A 22592-nucleotide genomic window follows, 5' to 3' on the forward strand; every position below is an offset into this window, starting at 1 on the left:
GACGACGGATCAACAGCGGATCAAACAGCGAACTTCGAGGTGCGCACCTTGGCTTTCCAGATGCCGGACCGCGGCGGAGGCCCGACGGGGCCACGGATCAGAGCGACCGGACGCCCGTCCCGGCGGGTTCGGACCCTGCTCCTGACACTGGGCGTGCTTGCCGTGCTCGGCATGGCGTTCACCATGTTCGCGGGATTCTGGACGGACTGGCTCTGGTACCGGTCGGTGCACTACTCCTCGGTGTTCACCACGACCCTGTGGACCAAGATCGGGCTGTTCTCCGTCTTCGGTCTGCTGATGGCCGCCGCGGTGGGCTTCAACATCTGGCTGGCGCACCGGCTGCGCCCCCCGCTGAGCGCCATGTCCATGGAGCAGCAGAGCCTCGACCGCTACCGGATGGGCATCGCGCCGTACAAGAAGTGGCTGCTGCTCGCGGTCACCGCGATGGTCGGGCTGATCGCCGGCGCGTCCGCGGCCGGCCAGTGGCGTACCTGGCTGATGTGGGTCAACGGCGTTCCCTTCCACCAGACGGACCCGCAGTTCCACCTCGACGTCTCCTTCTACGCCTTCGACCTGCCCTGGTACCGCTTCCTGCTGGGCTTCGGCTTCGCCACCGCGATCCTCTCCCTGCTCGCCGCCGCGCTCACCCACTACCTGTACGGCGGGCTGCGCGTCACCAGCCCCGGCGCGCGCGCCACCGGTGCCGCGACCGGCCACCTCTCGGTGCTGCTCGGCATCTTCGTCGCCCTCAAGGCGGTCGCCTACTGGCTCGACCGCTACGGACTGGCGGTCAAGTCCAGCGACTTCAAGGCCACCGGCAACTGGACCGGTCTCAGGTACGTCGACGCGAACGCCTATCTGCCCGCCAAGACGATCCTGTTCTGCATCGCCGTCATCTGCGCGCTGCTGTTCTTCGCCACCCTGTGGCGGCGCACCTGGCAGCTGCCCGTCATCGGCTTCGGCCTGATGGTCCTCTCCGCGATCCTCATCGGCGGCCTCTACCCGGCGATCGTCCAGAAGTTCCAGGTCCAGCCCAACGAGCAGGCCAAGGAAGCCCCGTACGTCCAGAAGAACCTCAAGGCGACCCGCGAGGCGTACGGCATCGACGACACCCAGGTCACCGAGTACACGGGCAAGAGCACCACCAGCGACAAGACCAAGCTCCGTGACGACGTGGACAGCACGGCGAGCATCCGGATCATGGACCCGAACATCGTGTCGCCGACGTTCCAGCAGGCCCAGCAGATGTGGAACTACTACGCGTTCCCGACCAATCTGGACGTGGACCGCTACACCAAGGACGGCAAGGTCCAGGACACGGTCATCGGCCTGCGTGAGCTGAACCTGGCCGGCGTCCCGAAGAACAACTGGATCAACGACCACTTCCGCTACACCCACGGCTACGGCGTGGTCGCCGCCAAGGGCACCCAGGCCGACTCCCAGGGCCAGCCGGTCTTCACCGAGTCCGACCTGCCGTCCACGGGCGACCTGGGCGCCTACCAGCAGCGGATCTACTACGGCGAGAAGACGACCACCTACTCGATCGTCGGCGGTCCCCAGAAGGAGATCGACTACTCCGACGACAGCGGCGAGAAGACGACCAGCTACGCGGGCAAGAGCGGGGTCAGTCTCTCCAGCCCGATCAACCGGGCCGCGTACGCGGTGGCGTTCAACGAGCCGCAGATCCTCTACTCCGGCGCGATCGGCGAAGGTTCGCGGATCCTGTACAACCGCACGCCCAAGGAGCGCGTCGAGGCGGTCGCCCCCTGGCTGACCATCGACGGCGACGCGTACCCGGCGGTCGTGGACGGCCGCATCCAGTGGATCGTCGACGCCTATACGACGACGAACGGCTATCCGTACGCCTCCCGGACGACCCTCGGCGACACGACGGCCGACTCGCTGACCGCGACCAACAACTCGCGCGCGGTGGTGGCCCAGCAGAACCAGGTCAACTACATCCGCAACTCGGTGAAGGCGACCGTCGACGCGTACACCGGCGCCGTCAAGCTCTACCAGTGGGACACCCAGGACCCGGTGCTGAAGACCTGGATGAAGGCCTTCCCGCACACGGTGGAGCCGCGTTCGGCGATCTCCTCGTCGCTGATGGCCCATCTCCGGTACCCGCAGGACCTGTTCAAGGTCCAGCGCGAGTTGCTCACCCGCTACCACGTGACGGACGCGCAGACCTTCCTGACCGGCAGCGAGGTGTGGCAGGTGCCCAACGACCCGACCAACAAGTCGGGCAACGCGGTGCCGCCGTACTACCTGAGCATGAGGATGCCGGACCAGAGCGCGCAGGCGTTCTCGCTGTCGACGACCTTCACGCCCAACGGCCGGAACAACCTCAGCGCGTTCATGTCGGTGGACTCCGAGGCCGGTTCGCAGGACTACGGCAAGATCAGAATTCTGAAACTGCCGACCAGTACGACCGTCGACGGACCCAAACAGGTCCAGAGCAAGTTCAACTCGGAACAGGAGATCGCTGCCGCCATCAAACTCCTCAAGGGCGGCGACTCCGAGGTCGAGTACGGCAATCTGCTGACCGTCCCGCTGGACGGGGGCCTGCTCTACGCGGAGCCCGTCTACGTCCGTGGCGCGGGGGTCAAGTACCCCCTTCTGCGCAAGGTGTTGGTGAGCTACGAGGGCAGGACCGCCTTCAAGGACACCCTCGACGCGGCGCTCGACGACGTCTTCGGCTCGGGCGGTTCGGACACGGGATCCTCCGACACCGGCACGACCACGCCGCCGGCGTCGTCCGGCAACCCCACCGTCCAGGCGGCGCTGGACGACGCCCAGAAGGCCTTCGAGGCGGGCCAGGAGGCCTTGAAGAAGGGTGACTGGACGGCGTACGGCAAGGCGCAGGACGAGCTTCAGGACGCGCTCAGGCGGGCCGAGGAGGCGCAGTCGAAGGCCGGCCGGACCAGCGGCGGCGGTGCGACGCCGAGCAGCAGCCCGAGCCCGAGCGCACGAGCGGGTGCGAGTCCCAGCAGCAGCCCGAGTCCCAGCGGAAGCTCCAGCCCGAGCGGATGACCCTGTGTGGATGACCCCGGGCGGATGACCCGGGGTGGTGATCAAGCCCGGCCGCGCCGTGATACGGTTTCAACACAACGGCGCGGGGTGGAGCAGCTCGGTAGCTCGCTGGGCTCATAACCCAGAGGTCGCAGGTTCAAATCCTGTCCCCGCTACTGAAGTCGAAGGCCCGGATCCTCTTGGGATCCGGGCCTTCGCGCGTGCGCGGGGAAGGACGGCCGGACTGCCCGGCGTGTCCCGCGGACGGCGCCCGGTGGCCGGACGGACGGCGAACGCATGTACCGATGGACGGGGTCGCCGTGCCGCCATGGGGAGTTGAGGGAGATGTGTTTGACTTGTCGTTCTGTGGGCATGTCGACAAAACGCTGAAGTGACCTCACGGTCTGCGGTATACGTGGTGTACCCAGGTTGCAGGTGGTGCGACGATGGACGTTATGGGGGACAAGGCAACTCTGTTCGAGACAGGGCGATTTGTGCAGCCTTCGGGCGAGGAGCCGACCCGCGACGAGGCCGCTGAGGCCGCTGAGGAGGCACGTCACCGGCTCCAGGCCGAGGCCGGTGACGTCGAGTCGATGAGCGTGCTCGGCGCCATGCTGCTGCGCCGTGGCGACCTCGACGGAGCCGAGCCGCAGCTGCGCGCCGCCACCGCCGCCGGTGACCGGGCCGCCGCCAACAACCTCGGTGTCCTGCTGCACCAGCGCGGCTACCCCGAGGAGGCCGCCGGCTGGTGGCGGATCGCCGCCGTCGCCGGATCCGCGGCTGCCGCCCATGCGCTCGGCCGCCATCACCGCGAACGCGGCGACGAACCCGCCGCCGAGTACTGGCTGCGCCAGTCCGCCGAACAGGGCCACGCCCTCGGCGCCTACGCGCTGGCCGACCTGCTGGAGCACCGGGGGGACGCGGATGCCGGGCAGTGGATGCGGGCCGCCGCCGAGCGGGGGCACCGGGAGGCGGCGTACCGGCTGGCGCGCGCGCTCGACCGCCGAGCGGCCGTGCGCGAGGACGGGAGCGGGCCCGACAACGGTGTCGACACGGAGACCGGGGCCGCCGGTGCCGCCGAGGGCGCCGAGGCCGTGGAGGCCGAGCAGTGGTACCGGCAGGCCGCCGCCCGCGGCCACCGGCGGGCCGCGCTGCACCTCGGCGCGATCCTGGAGAAGCGCGGCGAGCTCAAGGAGGCCGGGCGCTGGTACCTGACCTCGGCCAAGGACGGCGAGGCCCGGGCCGCCTGTGCGCTCGGCTTCCTGCTGCGCGACGCCGGAGACACCGAGAGCGCCGCCGTGTGGTGGCTGCGGGCCGCGCAGGACGGCGACGGCAACGCGGCGAACGCGCTCGGCGCACTGCACGCCGAGCGCGGCGAGACGCAGACCGCCGAGCGCTGGTACCGGGCGGCGATGGACGCCGGCGACGACAACGGGGCGTACAACCTCGCGCTGCTCTGCGCCGAGCAGGGGCGGACCGCGCAGGCCGAGCAGTGGTACCGGCGGGCCGCGTACGCCGGGCACCGCGAGGCCGCGAACGCGCTCGCCGTCCTGCTGCTCCAGAACGGCGACACGAGCGGTGCCGAGCCGTGGTTCTCCAAGGCCGCCGAGGCCGGCAGCGTGGACGCCGCGTTCAACCTCGGGATCCTCTACGCCGGGCGCGGCGAGGACCGGGTCGCGCTGCACTGCTACGAGCGGGCGGCCGCCGCCGGGCACACCGAGGCCGCCCTGCAGGTCGGCATCGCGCGGCTCCGCGAGGGCGACGAGGCCGCCGCCGAGCGCCACCTGCGGTGCGCGGCGGGCGGCGGCAGCGCCGAGGCCGCCTACCGGCTCGCCGCCGTGCTCGACGCGCGCCGGCCGGCGGTGTCCGAGCACGAGCTCGGGGAGTCGTCCCAGAACGTCAAGACCGAGTGCGAGGAGTGGTACGAGCGGGCCGCCACGCAGGGGCACCGGCGCGCCCAGGTGCGGGTCGGCATGCTGGCCGCCGCGCGCGGGGACGTGGTGGAGGCGGCGCGCTGGTACCGCACGGCGGCCGAGGCGGGCTCGCGCAACGGCGCGTTCAATCTCGGGCTGCTGCTGGCCCGGGAGGGCAGCGAGCCGGAGGCGGCCGTGTGGTGGGAGCGGGCAGCCGACGCGGGGCACGGCCGGGCGGCGTTGCGCCTCGCCCTGGTCTACGCGCGTCGGGGCGAGCTCGCGGTGGGGCAGCGGTGGGCCGACCGGGCGGTGGCGCTGGGTCCGGCGGAGGTGACCGAGCGGGCGGGGCGGCTCCGGGACGCCCTGCGGGAGGAACTCTCGGCCTAGGCCGGGCGTTCCCGCAGGTCAGGAGGGGTGGCCGGAATGGATTTGCCTCCGTCCGCGTCCCTCACGTAGTGTTGCATTCATCGACGCGGGGTGGAGCAGCTCGGTAGCTCGCTGGGCTCATAACCCAGAGGTCGCAGGTTCAAATCCTGTCCCCGCTACTGAAGGTCGAGGGCCGGAGTCCGAAAAGGGCTCCGGCCCTCGGTGTTTCCCGGACCGGTGGGTGCTCATGGAGCCGGAGTACGACGACGGCCCCAGCGCTCGTCACGAGTGCCGGGGCCGTCGGGAACGTTCGTGCGTCAGACGGCCGCCGCGCAGTCCGGGCACAGGCCGCGGTACGTCACCTCGACGTCGGAGACCGTGAAGCCGAACCGCTCCGAGGCGGGGAGATCCGCCATCGGATTGCCGGTCGGGTGGACGTCGCGGATGGAGCCGCAGCGGGCGCAGACCAGGTGGTGGTGCGGCCGGTGCGCGTTCGGGTCGTACCGCTTGGCGCGCTTGTCCGTCGAGACCTCGATGACCTCACCGAGCGAGACCAGCTCACCCAGTGTGTTGTAGACCGTCGCCCGGGAGATCTCGGGCAGCTTGGCCACAGCTCTGGCGTGGACCTCGTCGGCCGTCAGATGGACGTGCTCGCCGTCGAGTACCTCGGCCACGACGCGTCGCTGCGCGGTCATGCGCCATCCGCGTCCACGCAGCCGTTCCAGAAGGTCACTCATGGCATTCAGCCTAACAGCAGGGATCCCTTTTTCCGAACAGGTGTGACTTTGGAACCCTGCTTGACTTGGACTGAGTCCAATATCGGATGGTGGCCGACCACTGGAACGGCGAGTGCGACCGGTTCGGCGCGCCCGGAGGTGCTAGACGGGTTCCGGTGCGCGGGCCGGGGCCCAGCAGCGGATGATGTCGCGGACCGAGACGATGCCGGCCGGTTCGCCGCCGTCCAGGACGATCAGATGACGGAAGCCGCCGTGGGCCATCGCCCGGGCCGCCTCCTCCAGTGTCCAGGTCGGGGTGGCGAACACGACGTCGTTGGTGGTGTGGGCGTGGATGGGCTCCGTGTCGGGGTTCTGGCCGAGGCCCACGGAGTTGAGGATGTCGCGTTCGGTGAGGATCCCGATGCCGCCGGCGTCCGGGTCGTGGACGATCGCCGCGCCCACGCGGCGCGCGGACATCAGGGCGGCTGCCTGGCGGAGGGTGTGGGCGGGGCCGACGGTGAGAACCACGGTGCTCATGGCGTCACGGACGAGCATGGAAGGTGCCACCTCCTAGGGAATCGCCGGGATAGTTCAGCGATTCACAAATTCACAAGTGGGGGTCCTCTCAGGGTTGCAGGTAAAGCGCGGGTCAACAAGGGGGTGCGTGCAGCCAATTGAGGGCGCACGCGCTCATATGTGAGGGGTGGAGTGAGTCCGTTTGGGCTCGTTGTGCCGCAGAAGGCCGTTTCAGTAACGCTGGCTGAGGTACGACAGCAGCTCGTCGTGGAGCAGGCCGTTGGACGCGGCCGCGTTGCCGCTGTGCGGGCCCGGACGGCCGTCGAGGCCGGTGAAGGCGCCGCCCGCCTCCGTCACCACGATCGCGTTGGCCGCCATGTCCCACAGGGACAGCTCCGGCTCGGCGCAGATGTCCACGGATCCCTCGGCGACCATCATGTACGGCCAGAAGTCGCCGTACGCGCGCGTGCGCCACACCTCGCGGGTGAGGTCCAGGAAGCCGTTCAGCTGCCCGCGCTCCTCCCAGCCGCTGAGCGAGGAGTACGCGAAGGAGGCGTCGGCCAGCTTCGAGACCCGGGAGACGTGCAGGCGGGTCGCCGAGGACAGGCTGCGGCCGGTGAAGGCGCCGTGGCCCTTCGCGGCCCACCAGCGGCGGCCGAGCGCGGGCGCCGAGACCACGCCGACGACCGGCTGGTAGCCGCCCTCGGCCGCCTCCGTCAGGGAGATCAGGGTCGCCCAGACCGGGACGCCGCGCACGTAGTTCTTGGTGCCGTCGATCGGGTCGACCACCCAGCGGCGCGGACCGGTGCCCTCGATGCCGTACTCCTCGCCGAGGATCGCGTCCCGCGGGCGGGCGCGCTGCAGCTGGCCGCGGATCAGCTCCTCGGCGGCCTTGTCCGCCTCGCTCACCGGGGTCATGTCCGGCTTGGTCTCGACCTTGAGGTCGAGGGCCCTGAAGCGGTCCATGGTCACGGCGTCGGCCGCGTCCGCGAGCACGTGGGCGAGGCGCAGGTCATCGAGGTAGTCCGGCATGTGGCGAACGGTATCTGCCGGGGCGGGCGCGGGGCTACCAAGGGGAGCCGGGCGATACCGGCAAGTGATCCGGCGGTGACCTCTGTTGGGCTGCGGTACGCCTGTGGCGCGCCCGCGCGTGTTGGCCGAAGGGCGCCCCCCGGTGCCTTCGCGAACCCTTGACAGTCGATTCGTGCGCGTCAAATCTGGGCGCAGAGTCGCTCGCCCCAGGGAGGCGATGATGCCTGCTGCCCGGGAATCCCTTCTGGACGCCGCGTACGCGGCGCTTGCGCGCCGTCCGTGGGCTGCCGTGCGGATGGTCGACGTGGCGGCGGCGGCCGGAGTGTCCCGGCAGACGCTGTACAACGAGTTCGGCAGCAAGGAAGGCCTGGCGAGGGCACTGGTGCGCCGGGAGGCCGACGGGTATCTCGCGGGTGTGGAACGGGCGTTGGGGAGCCATGCCGAGGTGCGGGAGCGCCTGACGGCGACGGCCGAGTGGATGGCGGTGGCGGCTCGGGAGAACGTGCTGGTACGGGCGATGCTCACGGGGTGCTGGAGCGAGCGGCTGCCGTCGCCGGCGCTGTCCGCGGTGCCGTCCTCTTCGGCGGTGCCGGCGCAGCGGAGGGCGGACGGGCCGTTGCCCTCGCCCGGGGACTTCGTGCAGATCGTGCGGGACCGGGCGGTGGCGGTGCTTTCGGGAGCGGGGGCCGGGAAGGGGAACGGCGAGCTGGCCCGGTCGTGCGAGCTGGTGGTGCGGCTCGCGTTGTCGTGTGTCTCGGCGCCGCCGGGGGAGGGTGGGGTGGCGGAGCTGGTGCGGGGGGCGCTTTACCGGCAGCCGGTATGAGGGAGGGGCGGGGTGGTGCGGGGTGTGGGTCGGCTGCGGGTGCGTGGGGGCTGGTCGCGCGGTTCCTCCCCCAGCCTTCGGCCGGGGTACCCCCAGCGCCCCTTTGGGGCGCGTTTCAGTGAGCCGAGCCTGAGAGCTGGAGGCCGATCACGCCTGCGATCACCAGGCTGATGGAGATGATCTTCAGGGTGGAGACGAGGTCGCCCAGGAAGACCATGCCGTAGATCGCCGTGCCCGCCGCGCCGATGCCGGTCCAGACCGCGTAGGCCGGACCCACGTCCAGTTTCTTCAGGGACAGGGTCAGGAGGCCGAAGCTGCCCAGCGCGAAGGAGGCGAAGGCTATCGTCGGCCATAGTCGGGTGAACCCGTGGGAGAGCTTGAGGCACACGGCGAACCCGGTCTCCAGGATCCCGGCCACGATCACCAGCAGCCACGCCATGTGCTGTCCTCCCGTATGTCCAGCTCGGTGCGATTATGCACTTACCGAACTCCGGTCATGACAAACACCCCGGTGGTCAGTCGCCTTCCTTGCGGTCCCGGGTCGCCAGCAGCCGCCGCAGTGAGTAGAGGCGGGCCGGGTCCGCGTGCCCCTCGGCGACCCACTCGTCCAGCGCGCAGTCCGGCTCGTCGTGGCTGCACGCGCGCGGGCAGTCCGCGGTGCCGGGCTCCAGGTCGGGGAACGCGTGGATCACGCGCGAGGGGTCGACGTGGGCCAGGCCGAAGGAACGGACGCCCGGGGTGTCGACGACCCAGCCCCCGTCGTCGGCCAGGGGGAGGGCCAGTGCGGAGGTCGTGGTGTGCCGGCCGCGGCCGGTCACCGCGTTGACGTGCCCGGTCGTACGACGGCGGTCCGTCGGTACCAGCGCGTTCACCAGCGTGGTCTTGCCGACGCCCGAGTGGCCGACGAACGCCGTGATCTTGCCGTCGAGGTGTTCCTGGACCCGGCGGGCGGCTTCCCCCGCCGCCAGCTCCTCGCGGCTCGTGACCACGTACGGGATCTCCAGGTCGCCGTACAGCTCCAGGAGCTCGTCCGGCGGTGCCAGGTCCGACTTGGTCATGACCAGCAGGGGCGTGAGGCCGCCGTCGTAGGCCGCCACCAGGCAGCGGTCGATCAGGCGGGGGCGGGGCTCGGGGTCGGCCAGGGCGGTGACGATCGCCAGCTGGTCGGCGTTGGCGACGACCACGCGCTCGAACGGGTCGTCGTCGTCGGCGGTGCGCCGGAGCACGGACGAGCGGTCCTCGATGCGCACGATCCGGGCGAGGGTGTCCTTCTTGCCGGACAGGTCGCCGACCAGAGCCACCCGGTCGCCGACCACCGCGGCCTTGCGGCCCAGCTCACGGGCCTTCATCGCGAAGATCGTACGGTCCTCGACCAGACAGGTCAGCCGGCCCCGGTCGACGGTGAGGACCATCCCCTCGGCCGCGTCCTCGTGCTTCGGGCGGATGTTGGTCCGCGGCCGGTTGCCCTTGCGGTTGGGGCGGGCGCGGATGTCGTCCTCGTCGGTGTGCTTGCCGTAGCGGCGCATGGTGTAGCTCCTACGCCCCGTCGCTCCCGAGCATCCCGGTCCACAGGTCGGGGAAGTCCGGCAGCGTCTTCGCCGTCGTCGCCACGTTCTCGATCTGCACGTCGGCCACGGCGAGGCCGATGATCGCGCCGGCCGTCGCCATGCGGTGGTCGTCGTAGGTGTGGAAGACGCCGCCGTGCAGCCTGCGCGGGCGGATGCGCAGGCCGTCGGCGGTCTCGGTGACGTCGCCGCCGAGCTCGTTGATCTCCTTGGTGAGCGCGGCCAGCCGGTCCGTCTCGTGCAGCCGCAGGTGGGCGACCCCGCGCAGGGTGGAGGGGGTGTCCGCGAGGGCTGCGACCGCCGCGATGCCGGGGGTGAGCTCACCGACGTCACCCAGGTCCACGTCGATGCCGTGGATCCGGCCCGAGCCGGTGAACTCCAGGCCGTACTCGGTCAGTTCGCAGGAACCGCCCATCTCGGTGAAGATCTCGCGCAGCCGGTCACCCGGCTGGGTGGTCCGGGACGGCCAGTCCGGGATCACGACCCGGCCGCCCGTCACCAGGGCCGCGGCGAGGAAGGGCTGGGCGTTGGAGAGGTCCGGCTCGACCGTCAGGTCGCGGCCCAGCAGGGCGCCGGGCGTGACCCGCCAGACGTTCGGCTCGCCGCCCGACTCGGGGGTGTCCACCTGTGCGCCGACCGCCCGCAGCATGTCCACCGTCATGCGGATGTGCGGGAGGGAGGGGAGGGTCGCGCCGGTGTGGCGGACCTCCACGCCCTGGTTGAAGCGCGGGGCGGACAGGAGGAGGGCCGACACGAACTGGGAGGAGGACGAGGCGTCGATGGAGACCGGGCCGCCGTCCAGGGCGCCGCTGCCGTGGACGGTGAGGGGGAGCGCGCCGCGGCCGTCGTCGTCGATGCGGGCGCCCAGGGCGCGCAGGGCGTCGATCACGCCGTGCAGGGGGCGTTCGTACGAACGGCGGTCGCCGTCGAAGCGGATGTCGCCTGCGGCGAGGGTGGCGACGGGCGGGAGGAAGCGCATCACCGTGCCGGCGTTGCCGACGTCGACGGTGGCGGGGCCGCGGAGCCCCGCGGGGAGCACCCGCCAGGCCTCGCCGGAGCCGTCGGGGCCGACGCCCTCGTCGATGCCGACGCCCATCGCGCGCAGGGCGCCGGCCATCAGCAGGGTGTCGCGGGAGCGGAGGGGGCGGCGCAGCCAGCCGGGTTCGGAGGCGAGGGCGGCGAGGACGAGGGCGCGGTTGGTGACCGACTTGGACCCGGGCACGTGAACCGTCGCGTCGACGGCTCCGCGCGCGTGGGGTGCGGGCCAGAGGGCGGTTGGTGCGGTGGGGTTTGCGGCCATGGGGTCACTTTAGTGGCAGGGGGCGGTGACGGCCGGTGGGCGGGGGCGGCGTCGCTTTGCGGGGAGGCCGGGCGGGGGCGGGGCGGGGGCGGCGCCGCTTCGTGGGGAGGCCAGTGGGCGGGTGCGGCGCCGTGCCCCTCAGGTCGGCTGTCGTCCTGTCGGTTGCGATGTGCTGCTCACATGCCGAGCAGCCACCTGCCCCCGCCGATCAGCGAGCACAGGGACACCGTGTGGAAGAGGAACAGCCATACGCCCGCCGGGAGATGGGCCAGCCTCGACAGCTGGTCCGCGTCCGAGTCGCCCGCGCCGCCCCGGGAGCGCTTCGCCTGGAGCTCGAAGGCCGGGCGGACTCCGCCGAGCAGGAGGAACCACACCACCGCGTACGCGAACGCCGCCTGCACCTGCGGTCCGGCCAGCCAGGACACCAGCAGGAAGGCGCCACCCGTCAGGAACACCGTCAGGACGCCGTACGCGTTGCGGATCATCACCAGCATCACGACGAGCAGAGCCGTGGCGAGCCAGAGCAGAAGGGTGATGCGGCCGGCGCCGAGGAGGGCCGCGCCGCCGAGGCCGAGCAGCGGGGGAGCCGTGTAGCCGGCCGCCGCCGTGAGGATCATGCCGATGCCGTGCGGCTTGCCCCGGCTGAGCGTGAGGCCGCTGGTGTCGGAGTGCAGCCGGATGCCGGTCAGCTGGCGGCCGGTGAGCAGGGCGGTCAGGCCGTGGCCGCCCTCGTGGGCGATCGTGATGGCGTTGCGGGATATCCGCCACAAGTTGTGCGGGACCACCACAGCGACCGCGGCGGCCAGGGTCGCGAGCACCACCCACAGGTCGGGATCGGACTGGGTACCCGTCAGACGGTCCCAGAGGTCGGGCAGCGCGAGGGCGGCGGTGCTCTCCATGGTGCGGTGATTACTCCCTCTGGTCAGTCCAAAAGGTGTCGGCGCGGAGCGCCGTCGTCGGGGGGTGGTGGTCGGGCGACGGGCGGGCCTGGCAGTGTTGCACGTATGTGCGGACGGTATGCATCCAGTCGTGGGCCCGAGGATCTCGCAGGAGTCTTTGAAATAGAGAAGTGGGATCCGGAAGAGACCCTGGAGCCCGACTACAACGTGGCCCCGACCAAGGAGGTCTACGCAGTCCTGGACCGTCCGTTGAAAGACGCCGAGGACCGCCGTCCGGTTCGCCAGCTGCGCAGGCTCAAGTGGGGGCTCGTGCCCTCCTGGGCCAAAACGCCCGAGGGCGGCGCCCGGATGATCAACGCACGGGCCGAGACCGTGCACGAGAAGCCGTCGTACCGCCGCGCCTTCGCCACCCGCCGGTGCATCCTGCCGGCCGACGGCTACTACGAGTGGGTCACCGCCCCCGAGGAGCGGGACCTGGAGGTCGAGGGGAAGAAGAAGCGGCCGCGCAAGCAGCCGTACTTCGTGCTCCCGGCCGACGGCTCGGTGTTCGCTATGGCCGGGCTGTACGAGTTCTGGCGGGACAGTACGCTGCCCGACGAGCACCCGCTGGCCTGGTGGGCGACGTGCTCGGTGATCACCACGGAGGCGGAGACCTCGCCGCTGGCCGTGGCGCCCGCAGAAGGGCCGCGGTCGCTGCACGACATCCATCCCCGGATGCCGCTGATGCTGACCCCGGACCGCTGGGACGCCTGGCTCGACCCGGCCCGGACCGACGTCGAGGACCTGCGCTCGCTGCTCGCCCCGCCGCCGGAGGGCCTGATGCGCGCCTACCCGGTCTCCACGGCCGTCAGCAACGTCCGCAACAACAGCCCGGAGCTGCTGAAGGAGCTGGAGGGGCCCGAAGAAGGCACGCTCTTCTGAGCGCTCCGCCGGACGTGCGCCGATCTGCCGTCTGCCGTCTGCCGTCTGCCGTCTGCCGTCTGCCGTCTGCCGTCTGCCGTCTGCGGGCTGCCGGCAGACGGCTCCGGGGCCGTCGTGGCCGGTGGGCGGTGCCGAAGCGCGGCGGATCTCGGCGGACGGGCTCGGCCCTCTGCTTCTAGCCTTCTCACGTGACCACAGCGAAGATCGTCGGTACGGAGGCGGGAGACGCCCGCATCACCTGGTACGAGGCAGAGCGGGCGCGGCTGGTGCTGGCCGTCGGCCATGGGGCGGGCGGGGGCGTGGAGGCGCGGGATCTGCAGGCGGTCGCCGCGGTCCTTCCCGGCCACGGTGTGACCGTCGCGCTCGTCGAGCAGCCCTGGCGGGTCGCCGGGAAGAAGCTCGCGCCCGCGCCGAGGACGCTCGACGTCGGTTGGCGCGGGGTGTGGCCCGCGCTCGCCGCGCCGGGGCTGCCGGTGGTGTCCGGCGGGCGCAGCGCCGGGGCCCGGGTCGCCTGCCGTACGGCGGCCGAGCTGGGGGCGGTCGGCGTCCTCGCCCTCGGCTTTCCGCTGCACCCGCCGGGGAAGCCGGAGAAGTCCCGGGCCGGGGAGCTGCTCGGGGCCGGCGTGCCCACGCTCGTCGTACAGGGCGGGAACGACCCGTTCGGGAAGCCGGCCGAGTTCCCGGACGGGGAGTACGAACTCGTCGAGGTGCCCTACGCGGATCACGGGTTCGCCGTACCCAAAAAGGCGGAGATCGGCCCGGAACAGGCAGTGACCATCATCACGGACGCGGTCGCCGCATGGACCGCGTCCCTCGGGTGACACCCGGGAATGTTGCGCGGCGGACCACTGTTGAGGCGGACAGAAGTGCTGGGACACCAGCGCCGACGCCGAAGGAGAGGAAGTCCGCCGCATGGGTTCGACCATCTGCCCGAGCCGTAGCAGCAGCGCTGACCTGGACTGGACGGTGCTGCACGCGGCCAAGACCGCTCCTATTCGAGCGGCGGCAGGCACGGGTCGTGTTCTATCCTCCGAGACGAGTGGGATCGGTTTTGGTCCTGCCCGGGATCTTGAGGAGGTGGGTCCGGTCACCGGTACCGACGCAGGGACCGACAACGGCCAGGCGGAGCTGCCCGAGGGCCAGGGCGTCAGCGCGGAGTCGACGTCGGAGCGCACCGCGCGCTTCGAGCGGGACGCGCTCGAATTCCTCGACCAGATGTACTCGGCCGCGCTGCGCATGACGCGCAACCCGGCCGACGCCGAGGACCTGGTGCAGGAGACCTACGCCAAGGCGTACGCGTCCTTCCACCAGTTCCGTGAGGGCACCAACCTCAAGGCCTGGCTGTACCGCATTCTCACGAACACCTTCATCAACTCGTACCGCAAGAAGCAGCGCGAACCCCAGCGCTCCGCGGCCGAGGAGATCGAGGACTGGCAGCTCGCGCGTGCCGAGTCGCACATGTCGACGGGTCTGCGCTCCGCGGAGTCGCAGGCGCTCGACCACCTGCCCGACTCGGACGTGAAGGAAGCACTCCAGGCGATCCCCGAGGAGTTCCGCATCGCCGTGTACCTCGCAGACGTCGAGGGCTTTGCGTACAAGGAGATCGCGGACATCATGGGGACACCCATCGGTACGGTGATGTCCCGGCTGCACCGAGGCCGCCGTCAACTGCGCGGCATGCTGGAGGACTACGCGCGTGAGCGCGGGCTCGTCCCGGCCGGCGCCGGAGAGTCGAACGAAGCGAAAGGCTCGGGCTCATGAGCTGCGGAGAGCCGCACGAGACGGACTGCAGTGAGGTACTCGATCATCTGTACGAGTTCCTCGACAGTGAGATGCCTGACGTCGATCGCGTCAAGTTCAGGCAGCACTTCGACGAGTGCTCCCCCTGCCTGGAGAAGTACGGGCTGGAAGAGGCCGTGAAGAAGCTGGTCAAGCGGTGCTGCGGGCATGACGACGTGCCCACCGACCTGCGGGCCAAGGTGCTGGGGCGGCTGGATCTGATCCGCTCCGGCCAGGCGGTCCCGGACCACGACGTCACGGCGTCCCGGGCCGCCCAGCCCGCACCGGTCACGCCGGAGAGCTGACCGCGGCAGCGCCGCCCGCAGGCGGCGCGGAGCCGTTCCCGCCCCGGTGCCCCATCACCCGAACGTGCTAATCCTCCGGTCATAAGCCCCCGGACTGCGACTCCCGCCCTAGGCTCCGGAGCCTGGACGGGCATGGTCGGGGGAGGGGCGAGATGGAGGCGGTCCCGGTACGGGTACGCGCGTACGTGACCTGCGTCGCCCTCGCCGTCCTGTTCTGTCTGCTGCCGCTGCCCGACCTGCGTGCACCCTGGTGGGTCGTCGCCCTCCTCGCCGGGCTGTACGCGGCCTGCGAGCACGTCGTACGGCGCCGCCTCGGCGGCACTTTCTACCCGGTGCTGCTCGCCGGTGCCTTCCTGCTGCCGCCACCGGCCGCCGCGCTCGTGCCGCTGCCGGGTGCGCTGCTCTCCCGCGCCGAGCAACGGCCGCAGGCGCTGCGCCGGACCTGGCGGGCCGCCGAGCTGGCGCTCGCGGTGTGGGGCGCGGGGCGCGTGCACTGGGCGCTGGGCGGGCGGGACTCGGTGGTGGGCTGCGACTTCCCGTACGCGCTGCTCCCCTGCGGCGCGGCCGTGCTGGCCTTCTGCGCCGTTCTCACGGTGCTGGACGGCGGGATCCTCGCCGTTGCCGAGCGGGTCCCGGTCCGCCGGGCCTGGCGCGGCCTGCTCTCCCGCTCCCTCGCCCCGGTCGGGGTGCACGGGCTGGCCGGGCTGATGATGGCGGTGCTCTGGCGCAGCCCCTACGGCCCCGTCGCAGCTCTCCTCGTCCTGCTGCCGATGTGCGTGTCCTGGTGGGTGTTCGCCCAGTACCACCGGGAGCGCGCCGCCCATCAGGCCACCATCCGCGCGCTCGTCCAGGCCGTCGACATCAAGGACGGGTACACCCGCGGGCACAGCGAGCGGGTCGGGCAGGCCTCCGTGATGATCGCGCGCGAACTGGGCATGGACGACGACCGGGTGGAGGTGCTCCGGTTCGCCGGCATCCTCCACGACGTGGGGAAGCTGGGCGTCCCCACCCGGCTGCTCCGCAAGGACGGGCCGCTCACGCCGGAGGAGCGGCGGATCATCGAACTGCACCCCGAGTACGGCCACGAGATGGTGCGCGGCATCTCCTTCCTGGGGGAGGCCCGCGCGGCGATCCTCCACCACCACGAGCGCATCGACGGCAGCGGCTACCCCTACGGACTGGCGGGCGGCCAGATCCCGGAGTCCGCCCGCGTGGTGGCCGTGGCCGACGCGTTCGACGCGATGACCTCGACGCGCTCCTACAGCAGGGCCCGGCCGGTGGCGGCCGCCGTGGCGGAGTTGCGGCGGTGCGCGGGGCGGCACTTCGACCCGGGGATCGTCGACGCCCTGACGCGAGCGCTGGCCAGGCACGGCTGGCACCCGGCGGTCACCGCGGACGTACAGCCGGCGGACCCGCCCGGCCCGGCCCTCCCCGGTCCGCCGGGCGGTGACCGCGAAAGCGTCGGGCGAGGTGCCCCGTGACGTCCGGGGTCCCGGCGTTCGCCCCGGGACCGGCGGCCCGCGGCGGCGGCAGCGGTTTCGCCCCTCCGGCCGCGGCCCTTCGCTCCCGCCGCCCCGCCGCGCTCGGCTGCATCCGCCTCGCCGCCCTGCTCCTCGCCCTCGGCTGTCTCGCCGGCACCCTCTGGGAAGGCCTCGACGACCGCGGCGCCGCCCTCGCCTTCGGCGTGCTCGTCGGCATCGGCGAGTGGGCCCGGTGGACCGGCGCCGAGGTGCGGGAGGCCGCGCCGCTCGGGGCCGCGGGCGGGCTCGCCTACGCGCTGCTCGGCGGCGACGCCGGGGCCGCCACGCACGACGGGGCCTTCCAGGTCGTCGCCGTCGTCTGCGCGGCCTCGCTGCTCGGCAACGTCCCGCACATAGCCGACGGGCGGCGGCCCACCCTCGACCACCTCACCCGCCGCGTCCTCACCGTCGGCTTCGCCGCCGTCTGCTTCCAACCCCTCCACAACAGGAGCGCGTTGGAGCATTGGGGCGGACCGGTGTACGCCCTGCTGCTCGTCGCGCTCCTCGTGCTCACCGCGCTGTGTGACGCCGTGCTCGCCGCCGCGCAGGCCCACTCGCGGACGGCGTGGCCGTTCGGGCCGCTGCTGCGGGACGAACTGCGCGGGCTGCTCGGCATCGGGTCCGCCGTCTGCGCCACCGGGGCCGTGATCGCACTGGCCGTCGCCGTCGTCGGGCTGTGGGCGCTGCCCGTGTTCTGCCTGCCCCTCCTCCTCACCCAGCTGTCCCTGCGCCGGTACGCGGCCGTCCGGGCCACCTACCGGCAGACCATCGCCTCCCTGGCCCGCGCCACCGAGATAGCGGGGTACACCCCGGCCGGGCACGCCCGCCGGGTCGCCGCGCTGAGCCGGGCCGTCGGGCGGGACCTGGGCCTGTCCGGGGCGGAGCTCACCGTCCTGGAACACGCGGCGCTCATGCACGACATCGGTCAGCTCAGCCTCGTCGACCCGGTGCCCGCCGGGGCGACCGCCGGGCTGCCGGCGGCGGAGCAGCGCCGGATAGCCTTGCTCGGCGGGGCCGTCGTACGGCAGACCGGGGTGGACGCGGCGGTCGCCGTGGTCGTGGAACGGCAGGCCGACCCCTACCGGGAGCAGCCGGTCGCCGCGCGGATCGTGCGGGCCGTCAACGCGTACGAGGAGAAGGCCCGGGATTCCGGGCCCGGCGGGCCGCTGGCGGCGCTGGAGGAGTTACGGCTGGCCACCGCCGGGGACTACGCTCCGGAGGTTGTGGAGTCCCTGGCCCGCGTGCTCTCCCGGGACTGTCTGACCTTGCGCGCGGCTGGGTAACCCATGGGTAATGAGCGGCGCTCCCGTCGTACGTGGTTGGATGCGAGGGAGAGGGTGATGTCCGGGGGCACAAGCCAGCCCACTGTGCGGAACTGGAACTGGCAGGCGGGAATCGTGAGGATCTTCGGCAAGGGACGGCACCGGCCCTCCGCCTCCTGGCGGCAGGCCACCGACCGCGCGTTCACGCTGATCGGCGACGGCCGGTACGAGGACGCGGGCGAGCTGCTGACACGCGCCGCCGACCTGGAACCCTGGCTGTCGGAGTCCTGGTTCAACCTCGCCCTGCTGCACAAGTTCCGGCACGACTGGGAGCAGGCGCGGGCGGCAGGCCTGCGCGCGGTGGCCCTGCTCGACCGGGAGACCGGCGCGCCCGACTGGTGGAACGTGGGCATCGCGGCGACCGCCCTCCAGGACTGGCCGCTGGCCCGGCGGGCCTGGCAGGCGTACGGGCTGCGGGTGCCGGGAGGCGCCACCGCGTCCGGCGAGCCGGACGGCATGGACCTGGGCAGTGCCGCCGTACGGCTGTCCCCGGAAGGGGAGGCCGAGGTGGTGTGGGGGCGGCGGCTGGACCCCGCCCGTATCGAGGTGCAGTCCATCCCGCTTCCCTCGTCCGGGCGACGCTGGGGCGAGGTGGTCCTGCACGACGGGGTGCCGCACGGTGAGCGGACCACGGCGACCGGGCACGCGTACCCCGTCTTCGACGAGATCGAGCTGTGGGCGCCGTCGCCGGTGCCGACGTGGGTGGTGCTGCTGGAGGCGGCGACCGAGGCCGACCGGGACGCGCTGGAACAGCTGGCGGGGGATGCCGGGTTCGCGGCGGAGGACTGGTCCTCTTCGGTGCGGTTGCTGTGCCGGATGTGCTCCGAGTCGCGGATGCCGTCGGACGAGGGCGACGGGGTGCATCTCGATCCCCACGACCACAGTGAGCCGGGGCATCCGGGGCCGCTGGGGCATCGGACGGACGGGCAGCTGTGGGTGCCGGAGCGGGAGTGCGGGGTGGCTGCGCCGGCTGCGCTGGTGAGGGGGTTGCTGGACGGGTGGGTTGCGGACAGCCCGGATTCCAGGGATTGGCGGGATTTGGAAGAGGTGTGCTGAGGCCGGTGGGACGCTGCGGGCTGTGAGCGGTCGCTCGCGCAGTTCCCCGCGCCCCTGACGGGCGCCTCCACGTACCCTGTATCAGCAATATCACCCCCGTTTTACCTAGGAAGGCTTACGTCGGTCATGGCGCAGCAGGACACCGATCAGCAGCACGCGGGCGTGCTCCCCGTGGACGACGAGGGATTCGTCGTCGACACCGAGGGGACCGAGGAGCGCGAGAACGCCTGGCGTGAGCGGGGGACGTCGCGGCCCATCACCGTCGTCGGGAACCCGGTGCTGCACAAGGAGTGCAAGGACGTCATCGAGTTCGGGGCGGAGCTGGACCAGCTCGTCGCCGACATGTTCGCCAGCCAGCGGACCGCCGAGGGCGTCGGCCTCGCCGCCAACCAGATCGGCGTCGACCTGAAGGTCTTCGTCTACGACTGCCAGGACGACGAGGGCGTCCGGCACGTCGGTGTGGTGTGCAACCCGAAGCTGGTCGACCTGCCCGCCGAGAAGCGGCGGCTGGACGACAGCAACGAGGGGTGCCTGTCGGTGCCCACCGCCTACGCGCCGCTCGCCCGGCCCGACTACGCCGAGGTCACCGGGCAGGACGAGAAGGGCAACCCGATCAAGGTGCGCGGCACCGGCTACTTCGCTCGGTGTTTGCAGCACGAGACCGACCACTTGTACGGCTACCTGTACATCGACCGGCTCTCCAAGCGTGAGCGCAAGGACGCGCTGCGGCAGATGGCCGAGAACGAGCCCCGCTACCCCGTGGTCGCCAACGACTGAGACACAGAAGGACACGTGTGACGAACGCCTGGTCGGGCCCGCCCCGACCAGGCATTCGTCATGTTCGGTCAGACTCGCCCATCTGTGCGTCGTACATTCGATCCTTTGTGCACCCCTAGCGAACCCTAATCAGTCACACAAGGGGAGATTCTCGGCACTGTGGGGTAGTGAGTGAAGCAAATCCGTTCCCAGACCGGTCAGTTGTGGTGCTGAATGGGGACTGCGGGGATACGCAACGGCGCACGCCCGGCACGGCGGGAGGGGTGTGCGCACCTGGCTCGGCTGAGAGGGGTTTGTTCGTGCATGCTTTCTCACACAGCACCACATCGACGCCGACGGCGGTCGCGGTTCCACCACAACTCGCCCTCCCGGTGATCGAGGCCGAGTTTCCCCGGCAACTGCATCCGTATTGGCCACGGCTACAGGAGAAGACCCGCCTCTGGCTGCTGGAAAAGCGGCTGATGCCGGCGGACAAGGTGCGGGAATATGCCGACGGCCTTTGCTACACCGACCTCATGGCGGGGTACTACCTGGGCGCGTCCGACGAGGTCATCCAGGCGATATGCGACTACAGCGCCTGGTTCTTCGTCTGGGACGACCGGCACGACCGTGACGTCGTGCACGGCAGGCCGGCCGACTGGCGACGGCTGCGGTTCCGGCTGCACGCGGCTCTCGACGCGCCCCTGCACCACCTGCACCACCCCGACACCCTGGTCGCCGGGTTCGCCGACAGCATCGCGCGGTTGTACGCGTTCCTGCCGGGGACCTGGAACCAGCGGTTCGCCCGGCACTTCCACGAGGTGATCGAGGCGTACGACCGCGAGTTCCGCAACCGCACCTCGGGATACGTCCCCGGGGTCGAGGAATACCTCGCCCTGCGACGCCTCACTTTCGCCCACTGGATATGGACGGACCTGCTGGAGCCGAGCGCCGGGACCGAACTCCCGGACGCCGTACGGAAAAACCCGGCGTACCGCCGGGCGGCGCTGCTCAGCCAGGAATTCGCCGCCTGGTACAACGACCTCTGCTCGCTGCCGAAGGAAATAGCGGGCGACGAGGTCCACAATCTCGGAATCAGTCTCGTCACCCATGAGGGAATGAGTCTGGAGCAGGCGGTCGAGGAAGTCAGGCGACGCGTCGAGGAATGCATCAGCGAATTCCTGGTCGCCGAGCGGGCCGTACTGCGGTTCGCCGAGGAACTCGACGACGGCACCGTGCACGGAAAGGAACTCGGTGTCGCCGTCACGGCCTGCGTCGGCAATATGCGGAACTGGTTCAGCTCCGTCTACTGGTTCCACCACGAATCCGGCCGATACATGGTCGACAGCTGGGACGACCGGTCCACGCCCCCGTACGTCAACAACGAAGCGGCAGGTGAGAAATGACCGTCGAGTCCGTGAAGCCCGCGACCGCGGAGGCTTCCGAACACGCTGAACTGCGCGAACCGCCCCTGGCCGGCGGCAGGGTGCCGCTACTCGGGCACGGCTGGCGGCTGGTCCGTGACCCGCTGGCCTTCATGACCCGGCTGCGCGCCCACGGCGACATGGTCCGCCTCAGGCTCGGCCCCAAGGAGGTGTACGCCGTCACCACCCCGGAGCTCACCGGCGCCCTCGCCCTGAACCCCGACTTCATCATCGCCGGCCCGCTCTGGGAGTCCCTGGAAGGGCTGCTCGGCAAGGAGGGTGTCGCCACCGCCAACGGCCCCCGCCACCGGCGCCAACGCCGCACCATCCAGCCCGCGTTCAACCTCTCCGCGATACCCGCCTACGGGCCGGTCATGGAGGAGGAGGCGCATGCCCTGACCGAACGCTGGCAGCCCGGCTCCACCGTCGACTGCACCTCGGAGTCCTTCCGGGTCGCCGTCCGCATCGCCGCCCGCTGCCTGCTGCACGGCGAGTACATGGACGAGCGCGCGGAGCGGCTCAGCGTCGACCTCGCGAGCGTCTTCCGCGGTATGTACCGGCGGATGGTCGTACCACTCGGCCCGCTGTACCGGCTGCCGTTGCCGGCCAACCGTGAATTCAACCGGGCGCTGGCCGATTTGCATCTCCTCGTCGACGAGATCGTCACCGAGCGCCGGGCATCTGGTCAAAAGCCGGACGATTTGCTGACGGCATTGCTCGCGGCGAAGGACGAGAATGGCGACCCCATCGGGGAACAGGAGATCCACGACCAGGTGGTCGCGATACTCACCCCCGGCAGCGAAACAGTCGCCTCCACGATCATGTGGCTGCTCCAGGTCCTCGCCGAACATCCGGAACACGCCGAGAAGGTACGGACCGAGGTCGAATCCGTGACGGGCGGTCAGCCGGTCGGTTTTGAGCACGTGCGCCGGCTCTCGCACACCAACAATGTCGTGGTCGAGGCGATGCGTTTGCGGCCGGCCGTATGGATATTGACGCGCCGGGCCAAGACCGACACCGAACTCGGTGGCTATCGCATTCCGGCCGGGGCCGACATCGTCTACAGCCCGTACGCCGTCCAGCGCGACCCGCACTCCTACGCCGGGCACCTCGAGTTCGACCCGGACCGCTGGCTGCCGGAGCGGGCGGGGGACGTGCCCAAGTACGCCATGAGCCCCTTCAGCGTGGGCAACCGCAAGTGCCCCAGCGACCACTTCTCCATGACCCAGCTCAGCCTGATCACGGCGGCCCTGTGCGCCAAGTACCGCTTCGAGCAGGTCGCGGGGTCGAACGACACCACCCGGGTGGGCATCACCCTGCGCCCGCAGCGGCTGTTGCTCGCCCCCGTGCCCTGGTGACCCGCCGGC

20 protein-coding genes and 2 tRNA genes are annotated in these 22592 nt (G+C 71.2%); 15 read left to right on the forward strand and 7 right to left on the reverse strand.

Features of this window, described 5'->3' with window-relative positions; all coding sequences use genetic code 11:
* The first annotated feature begins 60 nt into the window (after positions 1-60).
* From JF597_RS41185 to JF597_RS41200, 4 genes are all read left to right on the forward strand, one after another.
* Positions 61-3033, forward strand: coding sequence for a UPF0182 family protein (locus tag JF597_RS41185; protein WP_294008832.1), 2973 nt, complete (start codon positions 61-63; stop codon positions 3031-3033).
* Positions 3034-3114: 81 nt separating this feature from the next.
* Positions 3115-3188, forward strand: a tRNA-Met gene (locus JF597_RS41190).
* Between the two features lie 270 nt (positions 3189-3458).
* Positions 3459-5312, forward strand: coding sequence for a tetratricopeptide repeat protein (locus tag JF597_RS41195; RefSeq protein ID WP_294008770.1), 1854 nt, complete (start codon positions 3459-3461; stop codon positions 5310-5312).
* Positions 5313-5396: 84 nt separating this feature from the next.
* Positions 5397-5470, forward strand: a tRNA-Met gene (locus JF597_RS41200).
* A gap of 138 nt (positions 5471-5608) precedes the next feature.
* Here JF597_RS41200 and JF597_RS41205 read toward each other — a convergent pair.
* The 3 genes from JF597_RS41205 to hisN all read right to left on the reverse strand — a co-directional run bounded on the left by JF597_RS41205 (position 5609) and on the right by hisN (position 7555).
* On the reverse strand, positions 5609-6028 hold the full coding sequence (locus JF597_RS41205) for a Fur family transcriptional regulator (protein WP_294008772.1): 420 nt from the start codon (positions 6026-6028) through the stop codon (positions 5609-5611).
* Between the two features lie 141 nt (positions 6029-6169).
* Entirely contained in the window at positions 6170-6562 is a 393-nt protein-coding gene (locus JF597_RS41210) for a CBS domain-containing protein (RefSeq protein WP_294008774.1), read from the reverse strand.
* 192 nt (positions 6563-6754) lie between these two features.
* Complete coding sequence (hisN, locus tag JF597_RS41215) at positions 6755-7555, reverse strand: histidinol-phosphatase (protein WP_294008776.1); 801 nt, start codon at positions 7553-7555, stop codon at positions 6755-6757.
* A 217-nt stretch (positions 7556-7772) separates the two neighbouring features.
* Between hisN and JF597_RS41220 the strand changes: the two genes are divergently transcribed.
* On the forward strand, positions 7773-8378 hold the full coding sequence (locus tag JF597_RS41220; RefSeq protein ID WP_294008778.1) for a TetR/AcrR family transcriptional regulator: 606 nt from the start codon (positions 7773-7775) through the stop codon (positions 8376-8378).
* 115 nt (positions 8379-8493) lie between these two features.
* Here the strand turns inward: JF597_RS41220 and JF597_RS41225 are convergent, their stop codons facing one another.
* From JF597_RS41225 to JF597_RS41240, 4 genes are all read right to left on the reverse strand, one after another.
* Positions 8494-8817, reverse strand: coding sequence for a multidrug efflux SMR transporter (locus tag JF597_RS41225; RefSeq protein WP_093499187.1), 324 nt, complete (start codon positions 8815-8817; stop codon positions 8494-8496).
* Positions 8818-8893: 76 nt separating this feature from the next.
* Positions 8894-9904, reverse strand: coding sequence for a ribosome small subunit-dependent GTPase A (rsgA, locus tag JF597_RS41230; protein ID WP_294008782.1), 1011 nt, complete (start codon positions 9902-9904; stop codon positions 8894-8896).
* 10 nt (positions 9905-9914) lie between these two features.
* On the reverse strand, positions 9915-11243 hold the full coding sequence (gene aroA / locus JF597_RS41235; RefSeq protein ID WP_294008784.1) for a 3-phosphoshikimate 1-carboxyvinyltransferase: 1329 nt from the start codon (positions 11241-11243) through the stop codon (positions 9915-9917).
* A gap of 176 nt (positions 11244-11419) precedes the next feature.
* Positions 11420-12142 carry a M50 family metallopeptidase gene (locus JF597_RS41240; RefSeq protein ID WP_294008786.1) on the reverse strand — a complete coding sequence of 241 codons (723 nt, stop codon included), beginning with the start codon at positions 12140-12142 and terminating at the stop codon, positions 11420-11422.
* 105 nt (positions 12143-12247) lie between these two features.
* On the opposite strand from JF597_RS41240, the gene JF597_RS41245 reads away from it, so the two are divergent.
* The 10 genes from JF597_RS41245 (at position 12248) to JF597_RS41290 (ending at position 22583) form a co-directional block, all read left to right on the forward strand.
* Positions 12248-13063 carry an SOS response-associated peptidase gene (locus JF597_RS41245; protein ID WP_294008788.1) on the forward strand — a complete coding sequence of 272 codons (816 nt, stop codon included), beginning with the start codon at positions 12248-12250 and terminating at the stop codon, positions 13061-13063.
* A 188-nt stretch (positions 13064-13251) separates the two neighbouring features.
* Positions 13252-13884 (forward strand): alpha/beta family hydrolase, encoded by a 633-nt coding sequence (locus JF597_RS41250; RefSeq protein ID WP_294008790.1) that lies wholly within the window; start codon positions 13252-13254, stop codon positions 13882-13884.
* Positions 13885-14140: 256 nt separating this feature from the next.
* Positions 14141-14824 carry an RNA polymerase sigma factor SigR gene (gene sigR / locus JF597_RS41255; protein WP_189267612.1) on the forward strand — a complete coding sequence of 228 codons (684 nt, stop codon included), beginning with the start codon at positions 14141-14143 and terminating at the stop codon, positions 14822-14824.
* Positions 14821-15147: a mycothiol system anti-sigma-R factor gene (gene rsrA / locus JF597_RS41260; protein WP_294008794.1), complete on the forward strand. Its 327-nt coding sequence runs from the start codon at positions 14821-14823 to the stop codon at positions 15145-15147. The genes sigR and rsrA overlap by 4 nt, the downstream gene beginning before the upstream one ends.
* 152 nt (positions 15148-15299) lie before the next feature.
* The gene (locus JF597_RS41265; protein ID WP_294008796.1) at positions 15300-16628 is read left to right on the forward strand and encodes an HD-GYP domain-containing protein; all 1329 of its coding nucleotides are present in this window, start codon (positions 15300-15302) and stop codon (positions 16626-16628) included.
* Between the two features lie 110 nt (positions 16629-16738).
* On the forward strand, positions 16739-17950 hold the full coding sequence (locus JF597_RS41270) for an HD domain-containing protein (RefSeq protein WP_294008834.1): 1212 nt from the start codon (positions 16739-16741) through the stop codon (positions 17948-17950).
* Positions 17951-18064: 114 nt separating this feature from the next.
* Positions 18065-19045 carry a hypothetical protein gene (locus tag JF597_RS41275; protein WP_294008836.1) on the forward strand — a complete coding sequence of 327 codons (981 nt, stop codon included), beginning with the start codon at positions 18065-18067 and terminating at the stop codon, positions 19043-19045.
* Between the two features lie 126 nt (positions 19046-19171).
* On the forward strand, positions 19172-19822 hold the full coding sequence (gene def, locus JF597_RS41280) for a peptide deformylase (RefSeq protein WP_294008798.1): 651 nt from the start codon (positions 19172-19174) through the stop codon (positions 19820-19822).
* A 299-nt stretch (positions 19823-20121) separates the two neighbouring features.
* A complete protein-coding gene (gene cyc1, locus JF597_RS41285) occupies positions 20122-21207 on the forward strand; it encodes an epi-isozizaene synthase (protein ID WP_294008800.1) in 1086 nt (361 codons plus the stop codon).
* Positions 21204-22583: a cytochrome P450 gene (locus JF597_RS41290; RefSeq protein ID WP_294008802.1), complete on the forward strand. Its 1380-nt coding sequence runs from the start codon at positions 21204-21206 to the stop codon at positions 22581-22583. Before cyc1 ends, JF597_RS41290 begins: the two co-directional genes overlap by 4 nt.
* Positions 22584-22592: the final 9 nt, after the last annotated feature.

Source organism: Streptomyces sp. (genome assembly GCF_019510245.1).
GTDB lineage: Bacteria > Actinomycetota > Actinomycetes > Streptomycetales > Streptomycetaceae > Streptomyces.